We start from the raw sequence: 20,874 nt of genomic DNA, 5'->3' as shown, positions 1-20,874 counted from the left end.
CATGAGCGCTGCAGAAGAAGTCGTCGCCGAAGGCCACGAAGCGGTCGAGGCGGTTCCGAAGCGGGCCATGACGCTGGGCACCGGCACCTCGCTGCTGGTGCTGGCGGCGCTGCTGATCGTGCCGGTGTTCGTCAAGAACTTCATCATCTTCCAGATGACGATGCTCCTGATCTACGGGCTCGCGGTACTGGCGCTGAACATCCTGACCGGCGGAAGCGGCCAGTTCTCGCTCGGCCAGAGCGCGTTCTACGCCGTCGGCGCCTATACCTCGGCGGTGCTTATGGAGCACGCCAACATCAACTACGCGCTGACCATTCCGATTTCCGCCGCGGTCTGCTTCGCATTCGGCTACCTGTTCGGCAAGCCGGCGCTGCGGCTGTCGGGCGTCTATCTCGCGCTCGCGACCTTCGCACTCGCCACCGCGATGCCACAGCTGTTGAAACTGAACTTCCTCGAGCACTGGACCGGCGGCGTGCAAGGCCTCGTCGTCACCAAGCCGGACGCACCGTTCGGCCTGCCGATGTCGCAGGACATGTGGCTGTACTACTTCACGCTCGTCGTGACCGTCGCGATCTACATCTTCTCGGTGAACCTGCTGCGCTCCCGCTCCGGCCGCGCCTTCATGGCGATCCGCGACAACGAGATCGCGGCCTCCTCGATGGGTGTCAACGTCGCGCTCTACAAGACGCTCGCTTTCGGAGTGTCCGCCGGCATCACCGGCGTTGCCGGCTCGCTTGGCGCCATCGCCGTGCAATTCGTCGCGCCCGACAGCTACACCATCACGCTCGCGATCTCGCTGTTCCTCGGCATGGTCGTCGGCGGCGTCGGCTGGCTGCCCGGCTCGTTCGTCGGCGCGGCCTTCATCATCTTCGTGCCGAACATGGCGGAAAGCATCTCCAAGGGCCTTTCCGGCGCGGTGTTCGGGGTGCTGTTGTTCCTCGTCATCTACCTCGTGCCGCACGGCGCAAGACAGGCCGCAATCCTGGGCCAGCAACTCGCTGGCAAGCTCAGGAAGAACTGAAAACTCTCAAGGACAGTCGTTAACCAAGGAGACCCAATTGCTTTTCGGAAGAACACTGCGATCCGCCGCGCTGGTCACGGCAACGGCGGCCATCACTCTCACCTCCGGCGCTGCACTCGCCCAAAAGAAATACGACACCGGCGCGTCCGATACCGAGATCAAGATCGGCAACATCATGCCGTACAGCGGTCCGGCGTCGGCCTACGGCATCATCGGCAAGACCGAAGAAGCCTATTTCAAGATGATCAACGACAAGGGCGGCATCAACGGCCGCAAGATCAATTTCGTGACCTATGACGACGGCTATTCGCCGCCGAAAGCCGTCGAGCAGGTCCGCAAGCTGGTCGAGAGCGACGAGGTGCTGACCGTCTTCAATCCGCTCGGCACACCCTCGAACACGGCGATCCAGAAATACCTCAACGCCAAGAAGATCCCGCAGCTCTTCGTCGCCACCGGCGCCACCAAGTGGAACGATCCGAAGAACTTCCCCTGGACCATGGGCTGGCAGCCCTCCTACCAGAGCGAAGCGCACATCTACGCGAAATGGCTGATGAAGGAGAAGCCCGATGCCAAGGTCGCGATCCTCTATCAGAACGACGATTTCGGCAAAGACTACCTCAAGGGCACCAAGGACGGGCTCGGCGCCAAGGCCTCTTCCATGATCATCATGGAAGAGAGCTATGAGGTCTCCGAGCCTTCGATCGACGGCCACATCGTCAAGATCAAGGCGGCCAATCCCGACGTGCTGCTGATCTATGCGACGCCGAAGTTCGCGGCCCAGACCATCAAGAAGACCGCCGAGCTCAGCTGGAAGCCGCTCCAGATCCTCACCAACGTGTCGATCTCGGTCGGCAGCGTGATGAAGCCGGCCGGCTTCGAGAGCGCGCAGGGCGTGCTGTCGGCGGCCTATGCCAAGGATTCGACGGATCCGCAGTGGGTCAACGATCCCGGCATGAAGAGGTGGAACGAGTTCGTCGACAAGTACATGCCGGGTGCCGACAAGTCCGACACCAGCATGGTCTATGGCTACGGCGCCGCGTCGACGCTGGCCAAGGTGCTGGAAATGTGCGGTGACGACCTCACCCGCGCCAACCTCATGAAGCAGGCGGCGAGCCTGAAGGACTTTGCGCCGGATACCCTGCTGCCCGGCGTCAAGATCAACACCAGCGCCGCCGACTTCGCTCCGATCGCGCAGCTCCAGATGATGCGCTTCAAGGGCGAGAGGTGGGAACTGTTCGGCGAGATCATCAGCGGCGACGTCGCCTCCGAATGACACGCTGATGCAACAATTCAGCGCGAAGAGCCCCCGCAGGCAACTGCGGGGGCTTTTTGTTGACGTCTGGCCGCAATCTTGTTCAATGCGGCGCCGATCCAGCTCGGGGTAGGAGAACAATGACTGCCGTTCGTTTTCAGGTTGCGACGCTCTGGGTCGCATTCGCGTTGTGCACTGCAATGAGCAGCGAAGTGCTGGCGCAGAAAAAATATGACAGCGGAGCTTCCGATACCGAGATCAAGATCGGTAATATCATGCCCTATAGCGGTCCGGCCTCCGCCTATGCCGCGATCGGCAAGGCCGAAGAAGCCTATTTCAACAAGATCAATGCTGAGGGCGGCATCAACGGCCGCAAGATCAAATTCATCTCCTATGACGACGCCTATTCGCCGCCGAAAACGGTCGAGCAGGCGCGCAAGCTGGTCGAGAGCGACGGGGTGCTCTTGATCTTCGGCTCGCTCGGAACCTCCACCAACAGCGCCATCCGCAAATACATGAACGAGAAGAAGGTGCCGCAATTGTTCGTAGCGAGCGGTGCGTCGAAATGGAACGAGCCCAAGCAATATCCATGGACCATGGGCTGGCAGCCCTCCTACCAGAGCGAAGCGCGCATCTACGCCAAGTACATCATGAAGGAGAGGCCGCAGGCGAAGATCGGCGTGCTCTACCAGAACGACGATTTCGGCAAGGACTATCTGAAGGGACTCAAAGAAGGCCTCGGCGCCAAGGCTTCGATGATCGTGCTGGAAGAGGCCTACAACACCTCGGAGCCGGCGGTCGACGAGCACGTGGTCAAGTTGAAAGCCTCCGGTGCCGACGTCTTCATCAGCATCACCACACCGAAATTCACGGCGCAAGGAATCAAGAAGGCCGCGGAGATCAACTGGCATCCGGTCCAGATCATCTCCAACGTCTCGGCCTCGGTCGGCGGCGTGATCGAACCGGCGGGGTTCGAGATCTCGCAAGGCATCCTGTCGGCGAGCTACACCAAGGACGGCTCCGATCCGCAGTGGGATGCCGATGACGGCATGAAGAAATTCTACAACTTCCTCGCCCAATACGACCCCAAGGCCAACAAGCTCGATGCCGGCGTCGCGTTCGGCTATGCCGCCGCGCAGACCATGGTGAAGGTGCTGCAGATGTGCGGCAACGATCTCACCCGCGAGAACGTCATGAAGCAGGCCGCCAGCCTGAAGGACTTCGCACCCGACACGCTGCTGCCCGGCATCAAGATCAATACCGCGCCGGACAATTTCGCCCCGATCGAACAGCTCCAGATGATGCGGTTCAAGGGCCGGAAATGGGAGCTGTTCGGCGACATCATCTCGAGCGAGCTCGGACAATAGAGCCGTCGCGAGCAGCCGCAATTTGGAGTTAATTAGATCGGAGTGACGCAACTCCAGGTTCGCGCGATCGCGGGCGCGGCAGTACTGCCGCATGGAAATATTCCGCACCGCATCGATCAAATCACGCTCTCGACGATGGTTTCGCCGGGGGCGTTTTTCTTGCTGGGTGCGGGAGAAGGGTATTCAATGTGAGCCGGAGGGCACGAGACGAGCGCTCCCAATCAAGAACAAGCGACACATTCAACAGACCCAGGGAGATCGAGATGCCTGCAATGCATGTGCGTTTGGGGGCCCTTGCGGCTGCCCTCGCGCTGTCTGCCGCTCTGTCCACCGTAGCGTCAGCGCAGAAGAAATACGATACCGGCGCATCGGACACCGCAATCAAGATCGGCAACATCATGCCCTATAGCGGACCGGCCTCCGCTTACGGCGTGATCGGCAAGACGGAAGAAGCCTATTTCCGCAAGATCAACGCTGAAGGCGGCATCAACGGTCGCAAGATCAACTTCATCAGCTATGACGATGCCTACTCGCCGCCGAAGACGGTGGAGCAGGCCCGCAAGCTCGTCGAGAGCGACGAGGTTCTGCTGATCTTCAACTCGCTCGGCACGCCGCCCAACTCGGCGATCCAGAAATACATGAACTCCAAGAAGGTGCCGCAGCTCTTCGTCGCCACCGGCGCGACCAAGTGGAACGATCCGAAAGATTTCCCCTGGACCATGGGCTGGCAGCCCAACTACCAGAGCGAATCGCAGATTTACGCAAAGTACATCCTGAAGAACCATCCCGACGCCAAGATCGGCGTGCTCTACCAGAACGACGATTACGGCAAGGACTATCTGAAAGGCTTCAAGGACGGACTTGGGAACAAGGCCTCGATGATCATCATCGAGGACAGCTATGAAGTCTCCGAGCCGACCATCGACTCGCACATCGTCAGGCTGAAGTCGTCCGGCGCGGACGTGTTCTTCAACATCACGACGCCGAAATTCGCGGCGCAGGCGATCAAGAAGAATGCGGAGATCGGCTGGAAGCCGCTCCATTTCCTCAACAACGTGTCGGCGTCGATCGGCAGCGTGATCAAGCCGGCAGGCTTCGAGAACGCGCAGGGCATCATCTCCTCGCAATATTTCAAGGATCCCACCGATCCGCAGTGGAAGAACGATCCCGCGATGAAGGCCTGGAACGAGTTCCTGGACAAATACTATCCCGAGGCCAACCGGGCCGACGCCTCGGTGATGTACGGCTTCATCGTGTCCCAGGGTCTCGTGCAGGTGCTGAAGGCCTGCGGCGACGATCTGACGCGTGAGAACGTGATGAAGCAGGCGGCCAGCCTGAAGGATTTCGAACCGCTCGGCCTGCTGCCGGGCGTCAAGGTTAACACCAGCCCCACCGACTTTGCTCCGATCTCCCAGTTGCAGCTCATCCGCTTCAAGGGGGAAGCCTGGGAGCGGTTCGGCGACGTTCTCAGCAGCGACGTCGGAGGCTAGGGGATCGACAGGCGCGAATAACGACTAAAGACGCAGCCCCTGCGGCCAAGTCGCAGGGGCTTTTCCTTGAAGCTTTCGGGCAAATCGTATTGAATTGCGGTCGCGCCACCAAAAAACCCGAGACAAGAAAAGGGACGCACACACCAAGAAAAACAGGGAGATTGGAATGCCTGCTGTCACCGGCAAGCTTGCGGCCGCATCATTGGCGCTCGCGCTCATCGCGGCCTCGGCCTCATCTGCATCAGCCCAGAAGAAATACGATACCGGCGCGACCGACACCGAGATCAAGATCGGCAACATCATGCCCTACAGCGGACCGGCCTCCGCCTATGGCATCATCGGACGCACCGAAGCCGCCTATTTCAAGAAGGTCAACGACGAGGGCGGCATCAACGGCCGCAAGATCAACTTCATCAGCTATGACGATGCGTACTCGCCGCCGAAGACGGTGGAGCAGGCCCGCAAGCTGGTCGAGAGCGACGAAGTGCTGCTGATCTTCAACTCGCTCGGCACACCGTCGAACTCGGCGATCCAGAAATACATGAACTCGAAGAAGGTGCCGCAGCTGTTCGTCGCCACCGGCGCCACCAAGTGGAACGATCCGAAAGATTTCCCCTGGACCATGGGCTGGCAGCCCAACTACCAGAGCGAGACGCAGATCTATGCGAAGTACATCCTGAAGGAGATGCCGAACGCGAAGATCGCCGTCCTGTTCCAGAACGACGATTACGGCAAGGACTATCTCAAGGGCCTGAAGGATGGCCTCGGCGCCAAGGCCGCCAGCATGATCGTGGCCGAGGAAAGCTACGAGACGTCCGAACCGACGATCGACAACCACATCGTCAAGCTGAAGGCCACCGGCGCCGATATCTTCGTCAACATCACCACGCCGAAATTCGCGGCACAGGCGATCAAGAAGAACGCCGAGATCGGATGGAAGCCGATCCACTTCCTCAACAACGTCTCCGCCTCGGTCGGCAGCGTGATCAAGCCCGCCGGCTTCGAGAACGCGCAAGGCATCATCTCGGCGGCCTATCTGAAAGACACCACCGATGCGCAATGGGCCAACGACGCCGGGATGAAGGCATTTCTCGATTTCATGACGAAGTACTTCCCCGAAGGCGACAAGACGGACAACGGCACGATCGTCGGCTACGGCGTCGCGCAGACGCTGGTCCAGGTGCTGAAGAACTGCGGTGACGATCTCACGCGCGCGAATGTGATGAAACAAGCCGCGAGCCTGAAGGACTTCCGCACCGAGGTGCTGCTACCCGGCATCAAGATCAACACGTCGGCGACCGACTTCGCCCCGATCAGCTCACTGCAGCTGCAACGCTTCAAGGGCGAGCGATGGGAACTGTTCGGCGACGTGATCGACGCGGAAGCCGGCGGCTAGCGCGAAACACACGACGAGCCCCCGCGAGACGATCGCAGGGGGCTTTGCTTGCGCGTGGATTATGATCATGCGATTGCACAATCGAATGATGATAAAGGCCGCTTACGCTTTGCCGCACGATGCGGTAGGCAGATGGCCGGCGACCTTGTCGCCGCCACCTCAGTCTGCTCAAGGCCATCGTCCATGACCGACCGCCGTCCTTTGCTCCGCGCGCTCTACGACGCCGCCGTCGCCGCCGCCCATCCCGACGTGGTGCTGGCCCCTCATTTGCGGCCTGCCCCCAAGGGACGCGTGATCTGTCTTGCCGCCGGCAAGGGCGCCGGCGCGATGGCCGCGGCGGCGGAGCGGCACTATCTCGATACGCTCAAGCTCGCGCCGGAGCGGCTGGTCGGCATCGCCACCACGCGCCACGGCTACGGCGTGCCGACGCGCCGCATCCGCGTGGTCGAGGCCGGTCATCCCGTGCCCGACGAGGCCGGCCTGAAGGGCGCCGCCGACACGCTGGCGCTCGCCGGCGAGGCCGGGCCCGACGATCTCTTGCTGGTGCTGCTCACCGGCGGCGGCTCGGCGAACTGGATCGCGCCGGTGGAGGGCATCAGCTTCGTGCAGAAGCAGGCGGTCAACAAGGCGCTGCTGCGCTCGGGTGCGCCGATCGGCGAGATGAATGTCGTTCGCAAGCACCTGTCGCGCATCAAAGGCGGCCGGCTGGCGCGCGCCGGCAGGAATGCCGCCGAGATCGTCACGCTCGCGATCTCGGACGTGCCGCACGACGAGCCCTCCGCGATCGCCTCGGGCCCCACCGTGCCCGACGCGACGACGCTGGCGGATGCGCGCGCGATCGTGGCCAAGTACAGGCTCGACGTCGACGATGCGGTGCGCCGCGCGCTCGACGATCCCAATAACGAGAGCTGCAAGCCGGGTGACGCGGCGTTTGCGCGTGCGCATTTCGAGCTGATCGCGCGGCCCAAGCAATCGCTGGACGCCGCGGTGAAGCTCGCGCGCCAGTCCGGCTACGAGACCATCGATCTCGGCGCCGATCTCGAAGGCGAGGCCCGCGAGGTCGCCGCCGATCATGCCAGGCTGGCGCTGCAAGCCCGCGCCCAGGGCAAGCGCGTCGCGATCCTCTCCGGCGGCGAGCTCACGGTGACCGTGCGCGGCCATGGCCGCGGCGGACCGAACCAGGAATACGCGCTGGCGCTCGCCGAGCTGCTCCAGGATACGCCGGACATTTCGGCGCTCGCCGGCGACACCGACGGCGCCGATGGTGGTGCCGGCCACCCCACCGACCCCGCCGGCGCGCTGATCGACGCAGCGACGTTTGCGAAGATGAAGGCGCTGGCGCTTCAGCCGCAGGCCTATCTCGACAACAACGACGCGACGACGTTCTTCGAAGCCACGGGGGATCTGCTGCAGCCGGGGCCGACGCTGACCAATGTGAATGATATCCGCGTGATCCTGGTGGATTGAGGCGCGAAAGCGGGGAATCCAGTACGCCGCGGCTTATCGACAAATCACAACCGTCTCGGAGTACTGGATCGCCCGCCTTCGCGGGCGATGACGGCAGAGAGTGAGGATCCACCGCCGGTAGCCGCGGGGCTCAAAACTCGTTCGCGATCTTCGCGAGCATCGCGATCAGGGCCTCGCGGTTGGCCTGGCCGAGCAGATCGTTCAACCGGGCCTCGTGCTTGGTGGCAACGAGCTTTTTCGCGCGCGCCAGCACGGCCTTGCCCTTGTCGGTCAGGACCAGGATGTGCGAGCGGCGGTCGTTGGTGGAGCGGATCCGCGCGCAGAGGTCGCGGCTCTCCAAATTGTCGAGCATCGCCACGAAATTCGGCCTGAGGATGCCGAGGGTGGAGGCGATCTCGGTCTGGTTCCGGCCGGGGTTCTTCTCGACCAGCAGCAGCACCGAGAACTGCGCCGGCGTCAGCTGCAGCGAGGCCATGCAGCGCAGAAAGTTCTCGAATACCTTGAGCTGCGCCCGCTTCAGGACATAGCCAAGCTGCTCGGATAGCTCGCCGAGCTGGAGAGCTTCGCTCTGCGGCTCGGCCGCATCCTTGCGGCCCTTGGCCGCGTCAGCCGGCTTTTCGGAGGTCTTTTCAGCGGTTTTGGAAACGGTCATCGCCTCGTGCTCGTAATCCCGCTAAATTCGGGAGGGGTCGCTTCCCACCCTTGATGTTATATTTGATAATTGTTATGGACCATATCAAATATCGCATGCGTTTTTCAATGGCTGTGAGCGGACCGTCCACCGCAATCGAGAGGACCGGTCCGGATTAGGGGGAGCGTCCGGTCTTGAATACCACCATCATGCTGTTCCTGGTGCAGGACGGCATCACCAATGGCGCAATCTATGCGCTGCTCGGCCTGGCGCTGGTGCTGGTGTTCGCCGTCACCCGCGTCATCCTCATTCCCCAGGGCGAATTCGTCACCTACGGCGCGCTGACCTATGCCTCGCTGGCGGCGGGCCAGATGCCGGGCACGGCCAAGCTCGCGCTCGCGCTCGGCATCGGCGCCTTCGCCTTCGACCTGTTCGTGGCGCGCAGGGCGCTGCATGCGCGGCTGGTGGTTCGCAGCTTCATCACCAACATCGTGCTGCCTTCCATCGTGCTGGCGCTGACCCTCTACTTCGCCGCGCAGAAGCCGCCGGTGCCGGTCTGCATCGCGCTGTCGCTGGTGATCGTGGCGATGATCGGCCTCTATCTCTACCGCATCGCGTTCCAGCCGCTGGCGCACACCTCCGTGCTGGTGCTGCTGATCGCCTCGGTGGGCGTGCATCTCGCGCTACAAGGCCTCGGCCTGCTGTTCTTCGGCGCCGAAGGCCAACGCGGACCTGCCGTGCTGTCCGGCGCCTTCACTGCCGGCGCGCTGCGCTTCACCGGCCAGAGCATCACCGTCTACGCCATCACCATCGCCTTCATCGTCGCCCTCTGGCTGTTCTTCGGCCTGACGCTCTACGGCAAGGCGCTGCGCGCGACCGCGGTGAACCGGTTGGGCGCGCGGCTTGCGGGCATCCGCACCACGCTGTCGGGGCAGATCGCCTTCCTGCTGGCCTCGGTCATCGGCGCGCTGTCAGGCATCATGATCGTGCCGATCACGACGCTCTACTACGACTCGGGCTTCCTGATCGGCCTGAAGGGTTTCGTCGCCGCGATCATCGGCGGGCTGGTCAGCTATCCCCTCACCGCCGCCGCGGCGCTGGTGGTCGGCATCGTCGAGGCGTTCTCGTCCTTCTATGCCTCCAACTACAAGGAGGTGATCGTCTTCATGCTGCTGATCCCCGTGCTGCTGCTGCGCTCGCTCGCCGCTCCCGCAGTCGAGGAAGAGAAGGACTGACGCGCATGCAGAGCCGGCTTCCCATTCTCGTTTTCGCAGCTCTCATGGCGGCGATCCCGTTCGTCCCCGGCATGCCGCCGTTCTGGATCGTGCTGCTCGACAATATCGGTCTCGCGGCGCTGGTCGCGATGGGTCTCGTGCTGCTGACCGGCGTCGGCGGCCTCACCTCGTTCGGGCAAGCCGCCTTCGTCGGCTTCGGCGCCTACACCACCGCGGTGCTGTCGACGGCCTACGGCCTGTCGCCGTGGCTGACGCTGCCGCTGTCGCTCGTGGTCAGCGGATCGCTGGCGGTGCTGCTCGGGTTGATCACGGTCCGCCTCTCCGGCCATTATCTGCCGCTCGGCACGCTCGCCTGGGGGCTTGGCCTGTTCTATCTCTTCAGCAAGCTGGAATTCTTAGGGAGAAACGACGGCATCTCGGCCATCCCGCCGCTGTCGATCGGTGCGTTCAAGATGCTCTCGCCCGGCTCGATCTACTACGCGATCTGGGTCGCGGTGATCGTCTCGGCGCTGCTGACGATGAACCTGCTGGACTCCCGCACCGGCCGCGCCATTCGCGCGCTCAGGCGCGGCCATGTCGCGGCCGAGGCGTTCGGCGTGCACACGCCGCGGGCCAAGCTCCTGGTGTTCATCCATGCCGCGGTGCTCGCGGGGCTTTCGGGGTGGCTCTACGCGCATCTTCAGCGCGCGGTGAACCCGACGCCGTTCGGCGCACAGGCCGGCATCGAATATCTCTTCATCGCGGTGGTCGGCGGCGCCGGGTATGTCTGGGGCGGCGTGCTCGGCGCGGCGATCGTCGTGGTGCTGAAAGAGGTGCTGCAAAGCTATCTGCCGCTGATCCTGCCCGGCTCCGGCCAGGTCGAGACCATCGTGTTCGGCATCATGCTGGTGGCGCTGCTGCAGCTCGCGCCCGGCGGCCTGTGGCCCTGGCTGATATCGTTCCTGCCCGAGCGCACGGGTGGCAGGAAGCCTGACACCTCGCTGAAGCTGGAACATCGCGCCCGCACGGTTGGCGAGTCCGGCGTTCTGCTTCAGGTGGAGAAAGCGCGAAAACAGTTCGGCGGCGTGGTCGCGGTCAACAACGTCTCCTTCGACGTCCAGGCCCGCGAGATCGTCGCGCTGATCGGTCCGAACGGCGCCGGCAAGAGCACGACGTTCAACCTGATCACCGGCGTGCTGTCGGCGACATCAGGCTCGATCTCGGTGCTCGGCAGGAAGGTTGACAACGCGCCGCCGCAGGAGATCGTCAAGCTCGGCATCAGCAGGACCTTCCAGCACGTCAAGCTGGTCCCCGACATGACCGTGCTGGAGAACGTCGCGATCGGCGCGCATCTGCGCGGCCATTCCGGTCCGATCTCCTCGATGCTGCGGCTCGACCGCGCTGATGAGGCCAAGCTGCTCGCGGAAGCCGCGCGCCAGATCGAGCGCGTCGGCCTCGCCGAGCAGATGCACCAGCTTGCCGGCAGCCTCTCGCTCGGCCAGCAGCGCATCGTCGAGATCGCCCGCGCGCTGTGTGTCGATCCGATGCTGCTGTTGCTCGACGAGCCGGCCGCGGGCCTCCGCCACATGGAGAAGCAGCGCCTCGCGACGCTGCTGCGTGACTTGCGCGACGGCGGGATGAGCGTGCTGCTGGTCGAGCACGACATGGGCTTTGTGATGAACCTCGCCGACCGCATCGTGGTGCTCGATTTCGGCACCAAGATCGCCGAGGGCACGCCCGCCACGATCAAGACCAATCCCGAAGTGATCAAGGCCTATCTCGGAGTGGCGGCATGAGCGCGCTGTTGTCCGTCACCGATGCGCATGTCGCCTATGGCAAGGTCGAGGCCGTGCGCTCGGTCTCGCTCGAGGTCGGCACCAACGAGATCGTCACCATCGTCGGCGCCAACGGCGCCGGCAAGACCACGCTGTTGTCCGCCATCATGGGCATCCTGCCGCTGAAGGGCCGCGTCACCTTTGCCGGCCAGGATCTCGCCCGGCTCGACATCGAGGACCGCGTCGCGATGGGCCTCGGTCTCGTCCCGGAGCACCGCGAATTGTTCGTGACCATGAATGTCGAGGACAATCTCGAGCTGGGCGCCTTCCGCATCGAGCGGAGCCGGGCGAGGTCCTCGATCGAGCGGATCTATGCGCTGTTTCCGCGGCTCAAGGAGCGCCGCAAGCAGCTCGCCGGCACCTTGTCCGGCGGCGAGCAGCAGATGCTCGCGATGGGCCGGGCGCTGATGGGCGAGCCGAAGCTCTTGATGCTGGATGAACCGAGCCTCGGGCTCGCGCCGATCATCGTCGCCGACATCTTCCGCATCGTCACCGAGCTGCGCGCCAGCGGCGTTTCCGTGCTGCTCGTCGAGCAGAACGCCCAGGCCGCACTGAAGATCGCGGACCAGGCCTATGTGATGGAGCTCGGCGAGTTCGTGCTCAGCGGCAAGGCCAGCGACATCGCCGCGAACGAGCGCGTGGCGGCGAGCTATCTCGGCTTCCAGCACGAAGGCGCGAGCGTGTTGTGACTCTTACCCTCCCCTGGAGGGTAAGTAAGCAGGGCGTTACGACGCTCCCGTCCCCTTCTCCCCCTTCAACGCCGCGAGCTCCGCCTCCAGCTCCGCGATCCGCTGGTCCCTCGCCGCGAGCGCCGCGGCGACATCGCCTGCGTCGAATTTCTGCGGGATGTGCTGCGGGCAATTCGTATCCCAGGCGGCGATCTTGAACAGGATGACCTGCTCCGGCCGCGCGCGATAGCCCTTCGGCATCAGCGACGTGGTCAACGCTTCGTCGTCCTCGACGACGCGCGCCTCGCCCCAGATCTTCACGCGGCGGCGATGGGCGTAGTCCATCACGAAGATATAGGCCTTGGGATTCTCCGAGAGATTGCCCTGGGTGATGAACTGCCGGTTGCCGGCATAGTCGGCGAATGCCAGCGTCTGCTTGTCCAGCACCTTGAGAAAGCCCTTGGGCCCGCCGCGGTGCTGGATATAGGGCTGGCCCTCGGCTGAGGCGGTGGCGAAGTAGAAGCTGTTGGCGTCGGCCAGGAACGCGGCGACGTTATCGTCGACCTCGGTGCGCCAGCCACGCTGCTCGCTATCCGCATAGGCCTCACGCGAGCCCTTGCGGGCCTGGATCGCCTTCACCGCCGGCGAGAAGGCGACGTCGCTGGCATAGGTGTGGGCTGCGGTGGTCATCGGAACCTCTCCTAAAATTCCGGCGCATCTCTGCGTCTTCGTCGATCAAGATGGAGCTTCCGCCGACTAGAACAATCTAGCCGCTTGACACTTCATCATTGCGGCATATGCAATAATGCCATGGACCGCCTCGACGCCATGCACGTCTTCGTCACTGTCGCCGATCTGCGCGGCTTTGCGCCGGCGGCACGCAAGCTGCGCCTGTCGCCGTCGGTGGTGACACGGATGATCGCGGCGCTGGAGGAGCATCTCGGCGCCCGCCTGCTGCAGCGGACCACGCGCCAAGTGACGCTGACCGACGTCGGCGCGCGCTATCTGGAGCGCGCGCGGCGCATCCTCGCCGATGTCGAGGAGGCCGACGGCTCGGCGCGGCAGGAGCGCAACCGGCCGACTGGGCGATTGGTTGTGTCGGCGCCGGTCGGCTTCGGCCGGCTGCATGTCGGGCCGGTCATGACCGCCTATCTCAAGCGCTACCCTGAGGTCGCCGCCGAGCTCAGGCTCTCCGATCACCTCGTCAATCTCGTGGAAGACGCCGTCGATGCCGCGGTGCGGATCGGCCATCTCGCCGATTCCTCGCTGGTGGCGCGCCAGGTCGGCGAGATGCGGCGGATCGTGGTGGCCGCGCCCAGCTATCTGAAGCGCCATGGCGAGCCGAAGACGCCGGAGGCGCTGCGCGAACATCAGACCATCCAGTTCGGCCCGTCCGCCAGCTGGCACTTCGTGCAGGACGGCCGCGACATCGAGGTGACGCCGTCGCCGCGCTTCACCAGCAACAGCGCCGACGCCGCCCTGCAATATGCCGCGGCCGGCGGCGGCGTGACGCGGGTGCTGGCCTATCAGGCGGCCGAGGGGCTGAAGCGCGGGCGCTTGAAAGTCGTGCTGGCGAAATACGAACAGCCGGCGCTGCCGATCCACATCGTCTATCCAACCTCGCGCCTGCTCTCGGCCAAGGTGCGCGCGTTCATCGATCTCGTGGTGGAGACGGCGGAGTGGCGGTTTGGGTAAGGCGTGTCCCGGACAAGCGCGCAGCGGCGCAGAGTCGGGACACGAGAGCGCGGCTACCCCTTCTTCGGCACGACGCGAAACGTGCCGCTGGCGCGCGCGATCACGGCGTCGTCGGCCTTGATCAGGCACTGCGCGAAGCAGATCGTATTGCCGGTCTTGATTGCGTCGCCCTCGACCGCGAGCCACTGGCCGATCTCGGCCGCGCCGACATAGTCGACCGAGAGCGAGATGGTGACGAAGGACGTCGTCCAGTTCGTCGCGTGGGCGCAGCTGTAGCCCATGGCGGCGTCTGCAAGCGCCGCGATCAGCCCACCATGGATCAGTCCGCGCGCGTTGGTGTGCGGCATTGCCAGGCGCAGCCCCACCGTGACGCCTTTCTCGGTCTTCTTCGAATAGAGCGGCTCCCAGGGATCGGTGAGCGGCGCCTTGCGGAAATGCGGCTCGAAGCCGGCGGGGATGTCAGTGGAGGTCATGGCTGTCTCGCGTGTCGTTGGCTGCCGCCATTGAACGCGATGTGAATGACGGTTTCACCGCCTACAAAGTTTTAAACGGGATTTGCGCGAGTGTTTGAAATGGCGACGCTGTCGCAAAATTCTCAAGACTGTCATCACCCGCGAAAGCGGGTGATCCAGTATTCCAGAGGCGGCGCGTCGACACCGAGAGGCCGCGGCGTACTGGATGCCCCGATCAAGCCGGGACATGACACCTATTGTGGGGCGGGCACCGTCTCAAAACGGCAGTCCCACGTAATTCTCCGACAGCGAAGTCATCGCGGCCTTGGACTGCGTGACATAGTCGAGCTCGGCGAGCTGGATGCGGGCGCCGATGGTGCCGGTGTCGGGGAATTTGTGCAGCATCGAGGTCATCCACCACGAGAAGCGCACGGCTTTCCAGACGCGGGCCAGCGCCTTGGTGGAATAGGCGCCGATGCCGGCGCTGGATTTCTCGTCGTAGAACTCGCGCAAGGCGCTCGACAGATAATGCGCGTCGCTGGCGGCGAGATTCAATCCCTTTGCGCCGGTCGGCGGCACGATGTGGGCGGCATCGCCACACAGGAACATTTTGCCGAAGCGCATCGGCTCGGCGACGAAGCTGCGCAAGGGCGCGATGCTCTTCTCGATCGAGGGTCCCGTGACCAGGCTATCGGCCGCCTCCTGGTCGAGCCGGCGTCTCAATTCGTCCCAGAAGCGGTCGTCCGGCCATTGATCGACATGATCGTCGAGCGCGCACTGCACATAGTAGCGGCTGCGTTTGGTCGAGCGCATGGTGCACAGCGCAAAGCCGCGGGCGTGGTTGGAGTAGATCAGCTCATGGCTGACCGGCGGCGTGTCCGAGAGGATGCCGAGCCAGCCGAACGGATAGACCCGCTCGAATTCTTCGATGGCCGAAGACGGCACGCTGGCGCGGCTGACGCCGTGGAAGCCATCGCAGCCGGCGATGAAATCGCAATCGAGCGTATGGGTGACGCCGTCCTTGACGTAGGTCACGCGCGGGTGACTGCCGTCGAAATCATGCGGCTGCACGTCCTTGGCCTCATAGACCGAGACGAGACCCGCAGCCTTCCGCGCATTCATCAGGTCGCGCGTGACCTCGGTCTGGCCGTAGATCATCACCGTCTTGCCGGTCGCGCCCTTCATGTCGATGCGGTGACGGCTGCCGGAAAAGGCGAGCTCGATGCCTTCATGCACCAGGCCTTCGGCATGGGCCCGCGCCCCAGCGCCGACCTGATCGAGCAGTGCGACGGTTCCTTCTTCCAGGAGACCTGCGCGAATGCGGCCGAGCACATAGTCCGGGCTCTGCCGCTCCAGGATGACGTTGTCTATGCCGTATGTGTGCAGAAGTTGCCCAAGCAACAATCCGGCCGGTCCGGCCCCGATGATTGCGACTTTTGTCCGCAATACTTGCTCCTCCCGATGCTGTAGGCTTCGTCGCGGCCTGCTTGTGGCGAAGGCCCGCAGACGATAATTATATCATATAACGGTCTGGCAAAAGGGGAGCGTTCGTCGTCCGAGCAGCGACAAACCCATGCAACATGGCTGACGTAGATGGCGCGGCAAGGCGCGCGTCAGTTCCGGCTTGAACGTGCCGGCCGATTAGATAACATGTTAATTAACGAGACCGGGCCATCGAAGCCCGCCGTCGAAAACAGGGAGAGAACGCGTGATGAAAAAAGCCTGTCTGGCGTTGCTGCTGGCAGCAAGCGTGAGCCCAGCGCTCGCGCAGGACAAGACCTTCGACCTGAAGGTCTCGCACTGGGTGCCGGCGTCGCACCCGCTGCAGAAATCGCTGGAAGACTGGGTGGCCGCGGTGAACAGGGATTCCGGCGGAACCATTACCGGCAAGGTGTTTCCGGCCCAGCAGCTCGGTAAGGCGTTCGACCATTACGACATGGCGCGCGACGGCATCGCCGACGTCACCTACGTCAATCCCGGCTACCAGCCCGGCCGCTTCCCGATCATCGGCGCCGGCGAATTGCCGTTCCTGATCTCGGACGCCAAGGGCGGCTCGATGGGGCTGGACGCCTGGTATCGCAAATATGCCGAGAAGGAGATGAAGGACGTCAAATACTGCCTCGCCTTCGTCCATTCGCCCTCCTCGTTCCATTCCCGCACCAAGAAGATCGTCAACCCGGAGGACGTGAAGGGCATGAAGATCCGCCCCGCCCACGCCACCATGGCGAACTTCGTGACCTCGCTCGGCGGCACCAACGTGCAGTCCTCGGCGCCCGAGGTCCGCGACATCATCGAGCGCGGCGTCGCCGACGGCGTCACCTTCCCCTGGGGTTCCCTCGTGCTGTTCGGCATCGACAAGGTGACGAAGTACGACATGGAGGCGCCGCTCTACACCACGACCTTCGTGTTCGTGATCAACAAGGACAAGTACAGTGCGATGTCCGACAAGCAGAAGGCCGCGATCGACAAGAACTGCTCGATCGAGATGGCGGGCGCGGTCGGCGAGCACTGGGGCAAGTTCGAGGATGCCGGCATCGACAAGGTGAAGGCGGAATCCGGCCACGAGGTCTACAAGCTGACGGCTGAGCAGACCGCCGCCTGGAAGAAGGCCGCCGAACCGCTGGTCAAGACCTGGGGCGAGGGCGCCAAGAAGGCCGGCGCCGATCCCGACGCGGCGCTGGCGGATCTGAAGGCTTCGCTGAAAAAGTACAACGCGCTCGCGGAGTGAGGCGATGGCAGGCTCTCTCTCCCCCTCTCCCCGTTCTTACGGGGAGAAGGTTGGGGTGAGGGGCTGCTTCCGCAAAGTTGCTGACAGATAGACTCGCGGAGAGTCCCCCTCACCCGGAATTCACGCTGCGCGCGAATTCGGGGAGAGGCGAAATGCGCAGCGAGACCTGAGCCCAAAATGACGCCACTCGATAGGACCACCCCATGAAGCGCGCCTGGATGGATCGCGTGATCGACTCGATCGAATGGATCGCGGCCGGCTTCGTCGGCCTCGTCGCGCTCGACATCTTCCTGTCGGTGCTGTTGCGCAACACGCTGAACTATTCGATCCCCGACAGCTTCGACATTGGCCGCATGCTGCTCGGCATCCTCATTTTCTGGGGCATCGCGGCGACCTCCTATCGCGGAACCCACATCACGGTCGACCTCGTCTGGGGCAATGTCGGTCCGCGCTACCAGCGCTGGATCGACGTGTTCGCAACACTGGTGCTGCTGTTCGTCGTCACCGTGCAGACCTGGACGCTGTTCGACAAGGTGCGCGGCACCTACAACGACAATGTCCAGACCTTCGACATGCACATGCCGACCTGGCCGTTCTTCGCGGTCGCCTGGATCGGCGACGTCTCCGCCGTGCTGCTGATCGCGATCCGCACCTACCGGCTGATCTTCCACCCCGAAGAGATGCACGACCCCAAGATCAAGGCGACGGAGTAACCATGAGCACCGATGCCGTCGCCGTTATCGGCTTCGTTTCCTTATTTCTCCTGATGCTGCTGCGCGTGCCCGTCGGCATGGCCATGGGCCTCGTCGGCGTCTCCGGCTTCTCCTATCTGGTCGGCGCGACGCCGGCGCTGAAACTGGTCGGCCAGACCTCGATGCGGACCGTGACCGACTACACCTTCGGCGTCATTCCGATGTTCCTGCTGATGGGCTCGTTCGTCTCCCATTCCGGCATGAGCCGCGAGCTGTTCCGCGCCGCCAACGGTTTCGTCGGACATCTGCGCGGCGGGCTCGGCATTGCCACGGTCGGCGCCTGCGGCGGCTTTGCCGCGATCTGCGGCTCGTCCGTTGCGACCGCCGCGACCTTCTCCGCCGTCGCCTACCCGGAGATGCGCCGCTTCGGCTATCCGCAATCGTTTGCCACCGGCGTGATCGCGGCAGGCGGCACGCTGGGCGCGATGCTGCCGCCCTCCACCGTGCTTGCGGTCTACGGCATCATCACCGAGCAGGACATCGGAAAGCTGTTCATCGCCGGCATCATCCCGGGCCTCTTGGCGATGACCATGTACATGATCACGATTTTCCTGATCGGCTATTTCAGGCCCGACTTCCTGCCCAAGGGGAAGGTGATGCCATGGCGCGAGCGCTTTGCCGGGTTGAAGGAGATCTGGGCGCCGGTGCTGCTGTTTGTCTTCGTCATCGGCGGCCTCTATGGCCTGCCGTTCCTGCCGCGCTTCACGCCGACGGAAGCCGGCGGCGTCGGCGCCACCGGCGCCTTCATCATCGGCGTGCTGACCGGCCGGCTCGACCGCGAAAAGGTGCTGGCCTCGCTGCTGCAGGCGACGCGCACTGCGGCCGCGGTGTTCACCGTGCTGATCGGCGCGCTGATCTTCGGCTATTTCCTCACGGTGACTCAGACGCCGCAGAAGGTCACTGAATTCCTCACCGGGCTCGGCCTCGGACCCTACGGCGTGCTGGCGCTGATCATGGTGATGTACCTCGTGCTCGGCTGCCTGATGGACGCCATGGCGATGATCATCCTCACCGTGCCGATCATCTTCCCCGTGATCATGCATCTCGGCTTCGACCCGATCTGGTTCGGAGTCATCATCGTGATGACGGTCGAGCTCGGCCTGATCCATCCGCCGGTCGGCATGAACGTCTTCGTCATCAAAAGCGTGGTGAAGGACGTCTCGTTCTCCACCATCTTCAAGGGCGTGATCCCGTTCGTGGCGACGGATCTCGTGCGCCTCGTGATCCTGATCGCCTTCCCGCTGCTGGCGACCTGGCTGCCGACGCGCATGATGGCGCATTGACGTTTTGAGGCTGGACAGTCGCCACAACGGCGGTGAGCCCCCTCGCCCCGCTTGCGGGGAGAGGCGAAGACGCCGGCGCCTTCTGACATGACAGTTGGAGTGATCGATGACCCCCACTCTCGAGACCAAATACGTATTCACCATCACAGCGCGCATCGGTGACGTCATCACCGCCGGCGAGACCGGCATCGGCGTTCGTCGCATCATCCCGATCATCGGCGGCGAGGTGACGGGCACCATCATCGGGAAGGTGATGCCGTTCGGCGCGGACTTCCAGACAATCCGTCCCAACGAGCTGATCGATCTGGAGGCGAAATACGCCTTCGAGACTGACGATGGCGCAATCGTCTATGTAGAGAACAAGGGCATGCGCTTCGGACGGTCGAGTTGTTGCAGAAGCTGAAGCACGGCGAGCCGGTCGATCCGAAGCTGATCTATTTCCGCACCGTACCGAAATTCGAGACGGGTCACGAGATGTATCGCTGGCTGATGCAGCACATCTTCGTGGCCTCCGCCGCGCGCCATGCGGACCGCGTGGTGATCGACGTGCATCAGGTGATGTGAGGGAGTCCGTGCGTCCCTTGGACGGCCAACGAAGTTGGCCCGCAGGCATTCAATTTCCTGCAACCGATAGTAGCAATACCTCAACTGCGCACAGGGAGCGCGGGTACCAGCCGGCGGCTAGCTACCCTGCGCCTCCAAGCATTTCGAGGGAGCGCTGTCTGGCACAACGAGTGAAACGCACCGCGAGAAGGCAGACGTGCGCCCGACGCGACGTGAAAGTCGCATCGCAATCCGCCTTTGACCCAGGGCTCGGCTGGTTTCAGGATGGTCCGGCGCAAGGTTGCGCAGACCAGGGGAGTGCCACCATGTCCCTCATGGCTTCCAGCGGCTCGAGCCCGCAGCACCGCTTCGATCCTGCCGAAATGGGCGCTATTGCCCACCTCTACCGCGGCGAGGTCTATCGCTCGACCATCTGGCGAACGCGGCTCGACAACACGACCAACTGGGCGATCGTCACGATGGGGATCGCGCTGTCGACGACTTTTTCGACCCCGGGAGCATCGCCACTGCCGATGGTGCTCGTCGGCCTGCTGGTCGCCGTGTTCCTCGCCATGGAGGCGCGGCGCTATCGCTATTTCAACGTTTGGCGGGCTCGCGCGCGCTGGCTGGAGAAGAATTTCTACGCCCCGATGTTCACGGGCGAAGCACACGACGATACCTGGCAGGCCATTCTCGCGCGCGACTACACCGCACCCCGTCACCACATCTCGTTCGTCCGCGCCGCAGGACGGCGGCTGCGTCGCAACTATGTTTGGATCCTCGTCATCCAGGCGGTCGCCTATTACGGCAAGATCGCCATCCATCCGACGCCGGCCGCGAACCTGGCGGAGTTCGTCGATCGTGCCGCCGTCGGACCGCTTCCCGGCGGGATCGTCCTCATCATGGGCTTTGCCTACGATTTCGGCTGGCTGGCGTTTGCACTCGGCACGCTGTGGCTCGACCAGCGCGAGCACGGCGCCAAGGGCGACGGAGTGGCGATGGGCTAGCGACGGGGTGTTGCGACCAAAGACGCGGCGCGGCCGTCGCCACTGTCCTCGCCCCCTTGGGGCGGGAACCCTG

At 63.6% G+C, this 20,874-nt stretch carries 18 protein-coding genes and 1 pseudogene; 15 read left to right on the top strand and 4 right to left on the bottom strand.

The window, feature by feature from the left end:
• Position 1: 1 nt before the first annotated feature.
• From P6U28_RS35945 to P6U28_RS35920, 6 genes are all read left to right on the top strand, one after another.
• Entirely contained in the window at positions 2 to 1,021 is a 1,020-nt protein-coding gene (locus P6U28_RS35945; protein WP_122405792.1) for a branched-chain amino acid ABC transporter permease, read from the top strand.
• A 37-nt stretch (positions 1,022 to 1,058) separates the two neighbouring features.
• Entirely contained in the window at positions 1,059 to 2,294 is a 1,236-nt protein-coding gene (locus P6U28_RS35940; RefSeq protein ID WP_162500462.1) for an ABC transporter substrate-binding protein, read from the top strand.
• 119 nt (positions 2,295 to 2,413) lie between these two features.
• Positions 2,414 to 3,640, top strand: coding sequence for an ABC transporter substrate-binding protein (locus P6U28_RS35935; protein WP_122405793.1), 1,227 nt, complete (start codon positions 2,414 to 2,416; stop codon positions 3,638 to 3,640).
• Between the two features lie 263 nt (positions 3,641 to 3,903).
• A complete protein-coding gene (locus P6U28_RS35930) occupies positions 3,904 to 5,130 on the top strand; it encodes an ABC transporter substrate-binding protein (protein WP_122405794.1) in 1,227 nt (408 codons plus the stop codon).
• 166 nt (positions 5,131 to 5,296) lie between these two features.
• Positions 5,297 to 6,526, top strand: coding sequence for an ABC transporter substrate-binding protein (locus P6U28_RS35925; RefSeq protein ID WP_122405795.1), 1,230 nt, complete (start codon positions 5,297 to 5,299; stop codon positions 6,524 to 6,526).
• A gap of 183 nt (positions 6,527 to 6,709) precedes the next feature.
• Complete coding sequence (locus tag P6U28_RS35920; protein WP_122405796.1) at positions 6,710 to 7,993, top strand: glycerate kinase; 1,284 nt, start codon at positions 6,710 to 6,712, stop codon at positions 7,991 to 7,993.
• Positions 7,994 to 8,123: 130 nt separating this feature from the next.
• Here the strand turns inward: P6U28_RS35920 and P6U28_RS35915 are convergent, their stop codons facing one another.
• Entirely contained in the window at positions 8,124 to 8,645 is a 522-nt protein-coding gene (locus P6U28_RS35915) for a MarR family winged helix-turn-helix transcriptional regulator (RefSeq protein WP_122405797.1), read from the bottom strand.
• Positions 8,646 to 8,818: 173 nt separating this feature from the next.
• Between P6U28_RS35915 and P6U28_RS35910 the strand changes: the two genes are divergently transcribed.
• The 3 genes from P6U28_RS35910 to P6U28_RS35900 are packed head-to-tail and all read left to right on the top strand — an operon-like array spanning position 8,819 to position 12,362.
• Positions 8,819 to 9,859: a branched-chain amino acid ABC transporter permease gene (locus P6U28_RS35910; RefSeq protein ID WP_162500463.1), complete on the top strand. Its 1,041-nt coding sequence runs from the start codon at positions 8,819 to 8,821 to the stop codon at positions 9,857 to 9,859.
• 5 nt (positions 9,860 to 9,864) lie between these two features.
• Entirely contained in the window at positions 9,865 to 11,634 is a 1,770-nt protein-coding gene (locus tag P6U28_RS35905) for an ABC transporter permease subunit (RefSeq protein WP_122405798.1), read from the top strand.
• The gene (locus P6U28_RS35900) at positions 11,631 to 12,362 is read left to right on the top strand and encodes an ABC transporter ATP-binding protein (protein ID WP_122405799.1); all 732 of its coding nucleotides are present in this window, start codon (positions 11,631 to 11,633) and stop codon (positions 12,360 to 12,362) included. Before P6U28_RS35905 ends, P6U28_RS35900 begins: the two co-directional genes overlap by 4 nt.
• A gap of 36 nt (positions 12,363 to 12,398) precedes the next feature.
• Here the strand turns inward: P6U28_RS35900 and P6U28_RS35895 are convergent, their stop codons facing one another.
• A complete protein-coding gene (locus P6U28_RS35895; RefSeq protein ID WP_407120695.1) occupies positions 12,399 to 13,031 on the bottom strand; it encodes a pyridoxamine 5'-phosphate oxidase family protein in 633 nt (210 codons plus the stop codon).
• 120 nt (positions 13,032 to 13,151) lie between these two features.
• On the opposite strand from P6U28_RS35895, the gene P6U28_RS35890 reads away from it, so the two are divergent.
• Positions 13,152 to 14,036 (top strand): LysR family transcriptional regulator, encoded by an 885-nt coding sequence (locus P6U28_RS35890; RefSeq protein ID WP_122405801.1) that lies wholly within the window; start codon positions 13,152 to 13,154, stop codon positions 14,034 to 14,036.
• A 53-nt stretch (positions 14,037 to 14,089) separates the two neighbouring features.
• Here P6U28_RS35890 and P6U28_RS35885 read toward each other — a convergent pair whose 3' ends face one another.
• Both P6U28_RS35885 and pobA read right to left on the bottom strand, forming a co-directional pair.
• Positions 14,090 to 14,509 carry a PaaI family thioesterase gene (locus P6U28_RS35885; protein ID WP_122405802.1) on the bottom strand — a complete coding sequence of 140 codons (420 nt, stop codon included), beginning with the start codon at positions 14,507 to 14,509 and terminating at the stop codon, positions 14,090 to 14,092.
• A gap of 255 nt (positions 14,510 to 14,764) precedes the next feature.
• Entirely contained in the window at positions 14,765 to 15,934 is a 1,170-nt protein-coding gene (pobA, locus tag P6U28_RS35880; protein WP_122405803.1) for a 4-hydroxybenzoate 3-monooxygenase, read from the bottom strand.
• Positions 15,935 to 16,199: 265 nt separating this feature from the next.
• Between pobA and P6U28_RS35875 the strand changes: the two genes are divergently transcribed.
• From P6U28_RS35875 to P6U28_RS35855, 5 genes and pseudogenes are all read left to right on the top strand, one after another.
• Entirely contained in the window at positions 16,200 to 17,216 is a 1,017-nt protein-coding gene (locus tag P6U28_RS35875) for a TRAP transporter substrate-binding protein (protein ID WP_122405804.1), read from the top strand.
• A gap of 203 nt (positions 17,217 to 17,419) precedes the next feature.
• Complete coding sequence (locus P6U28_RS35870) at positions 17,420 to 17,929, top strand: TRAP transporter small permease (RefSeq protein WP_122405805.1); 510 nt, start codon at positions 17,420 to 17,422, stop codon at positions 17,927 to 17,929.
• A gap of 2 nt (positions 17,930 to 17,931) precedes the next feature.
• Positions 17,932 to 19,251: a TRAP transporter large permease gene (locus P6U28_RS35865; RefSeq protein WP_122405806.1), complete on the top strand. Its 1,320-nt coding sequence runs from the start codon at positions 17,932 to 17,934 to the stop codon at positions 19,249 to 19,251.
• A gap of 106 nt (positions 19,252 to 19,357) precedes the next feature.
• A pseudogene (locus P6U28_RS35860) lies at positions 19,358 to 19,815 on the top strand (DUF3237 domain-containing protein).
• 305 nt (positions 19,816 to 20,120) lie between these two features.
• Positions 20,121 to 20,801: a DUF2270 domain-containing protein gene (locus P6U28_RS35855; protein WP_122405808.1), complete on the top strand. Its 681-nt coding sequence runs from the start codon at positions 20,121 to 20,123 to the stop codon at positions 20,799 to 20,801.
• Positions 20,802 to 20,874: the final 73 nt, after the last annotated feature.

Origin of the sequence: Bradyrhizobium sp. STM 3561, from assembly GCF_045571455.1 — a bacterium.
Lineage (GTDB): Bacteria > Pseudomonadota > Alphaproteobacteria > Rhizobiales > Xanthobacteraceae > Bradyrhizobium > Bradyrhizobium vignae.
Note: the sequence above shows the minus strand (reverse complement) of the source record. Positions and strands in the feature narration are given on the sequence as shown.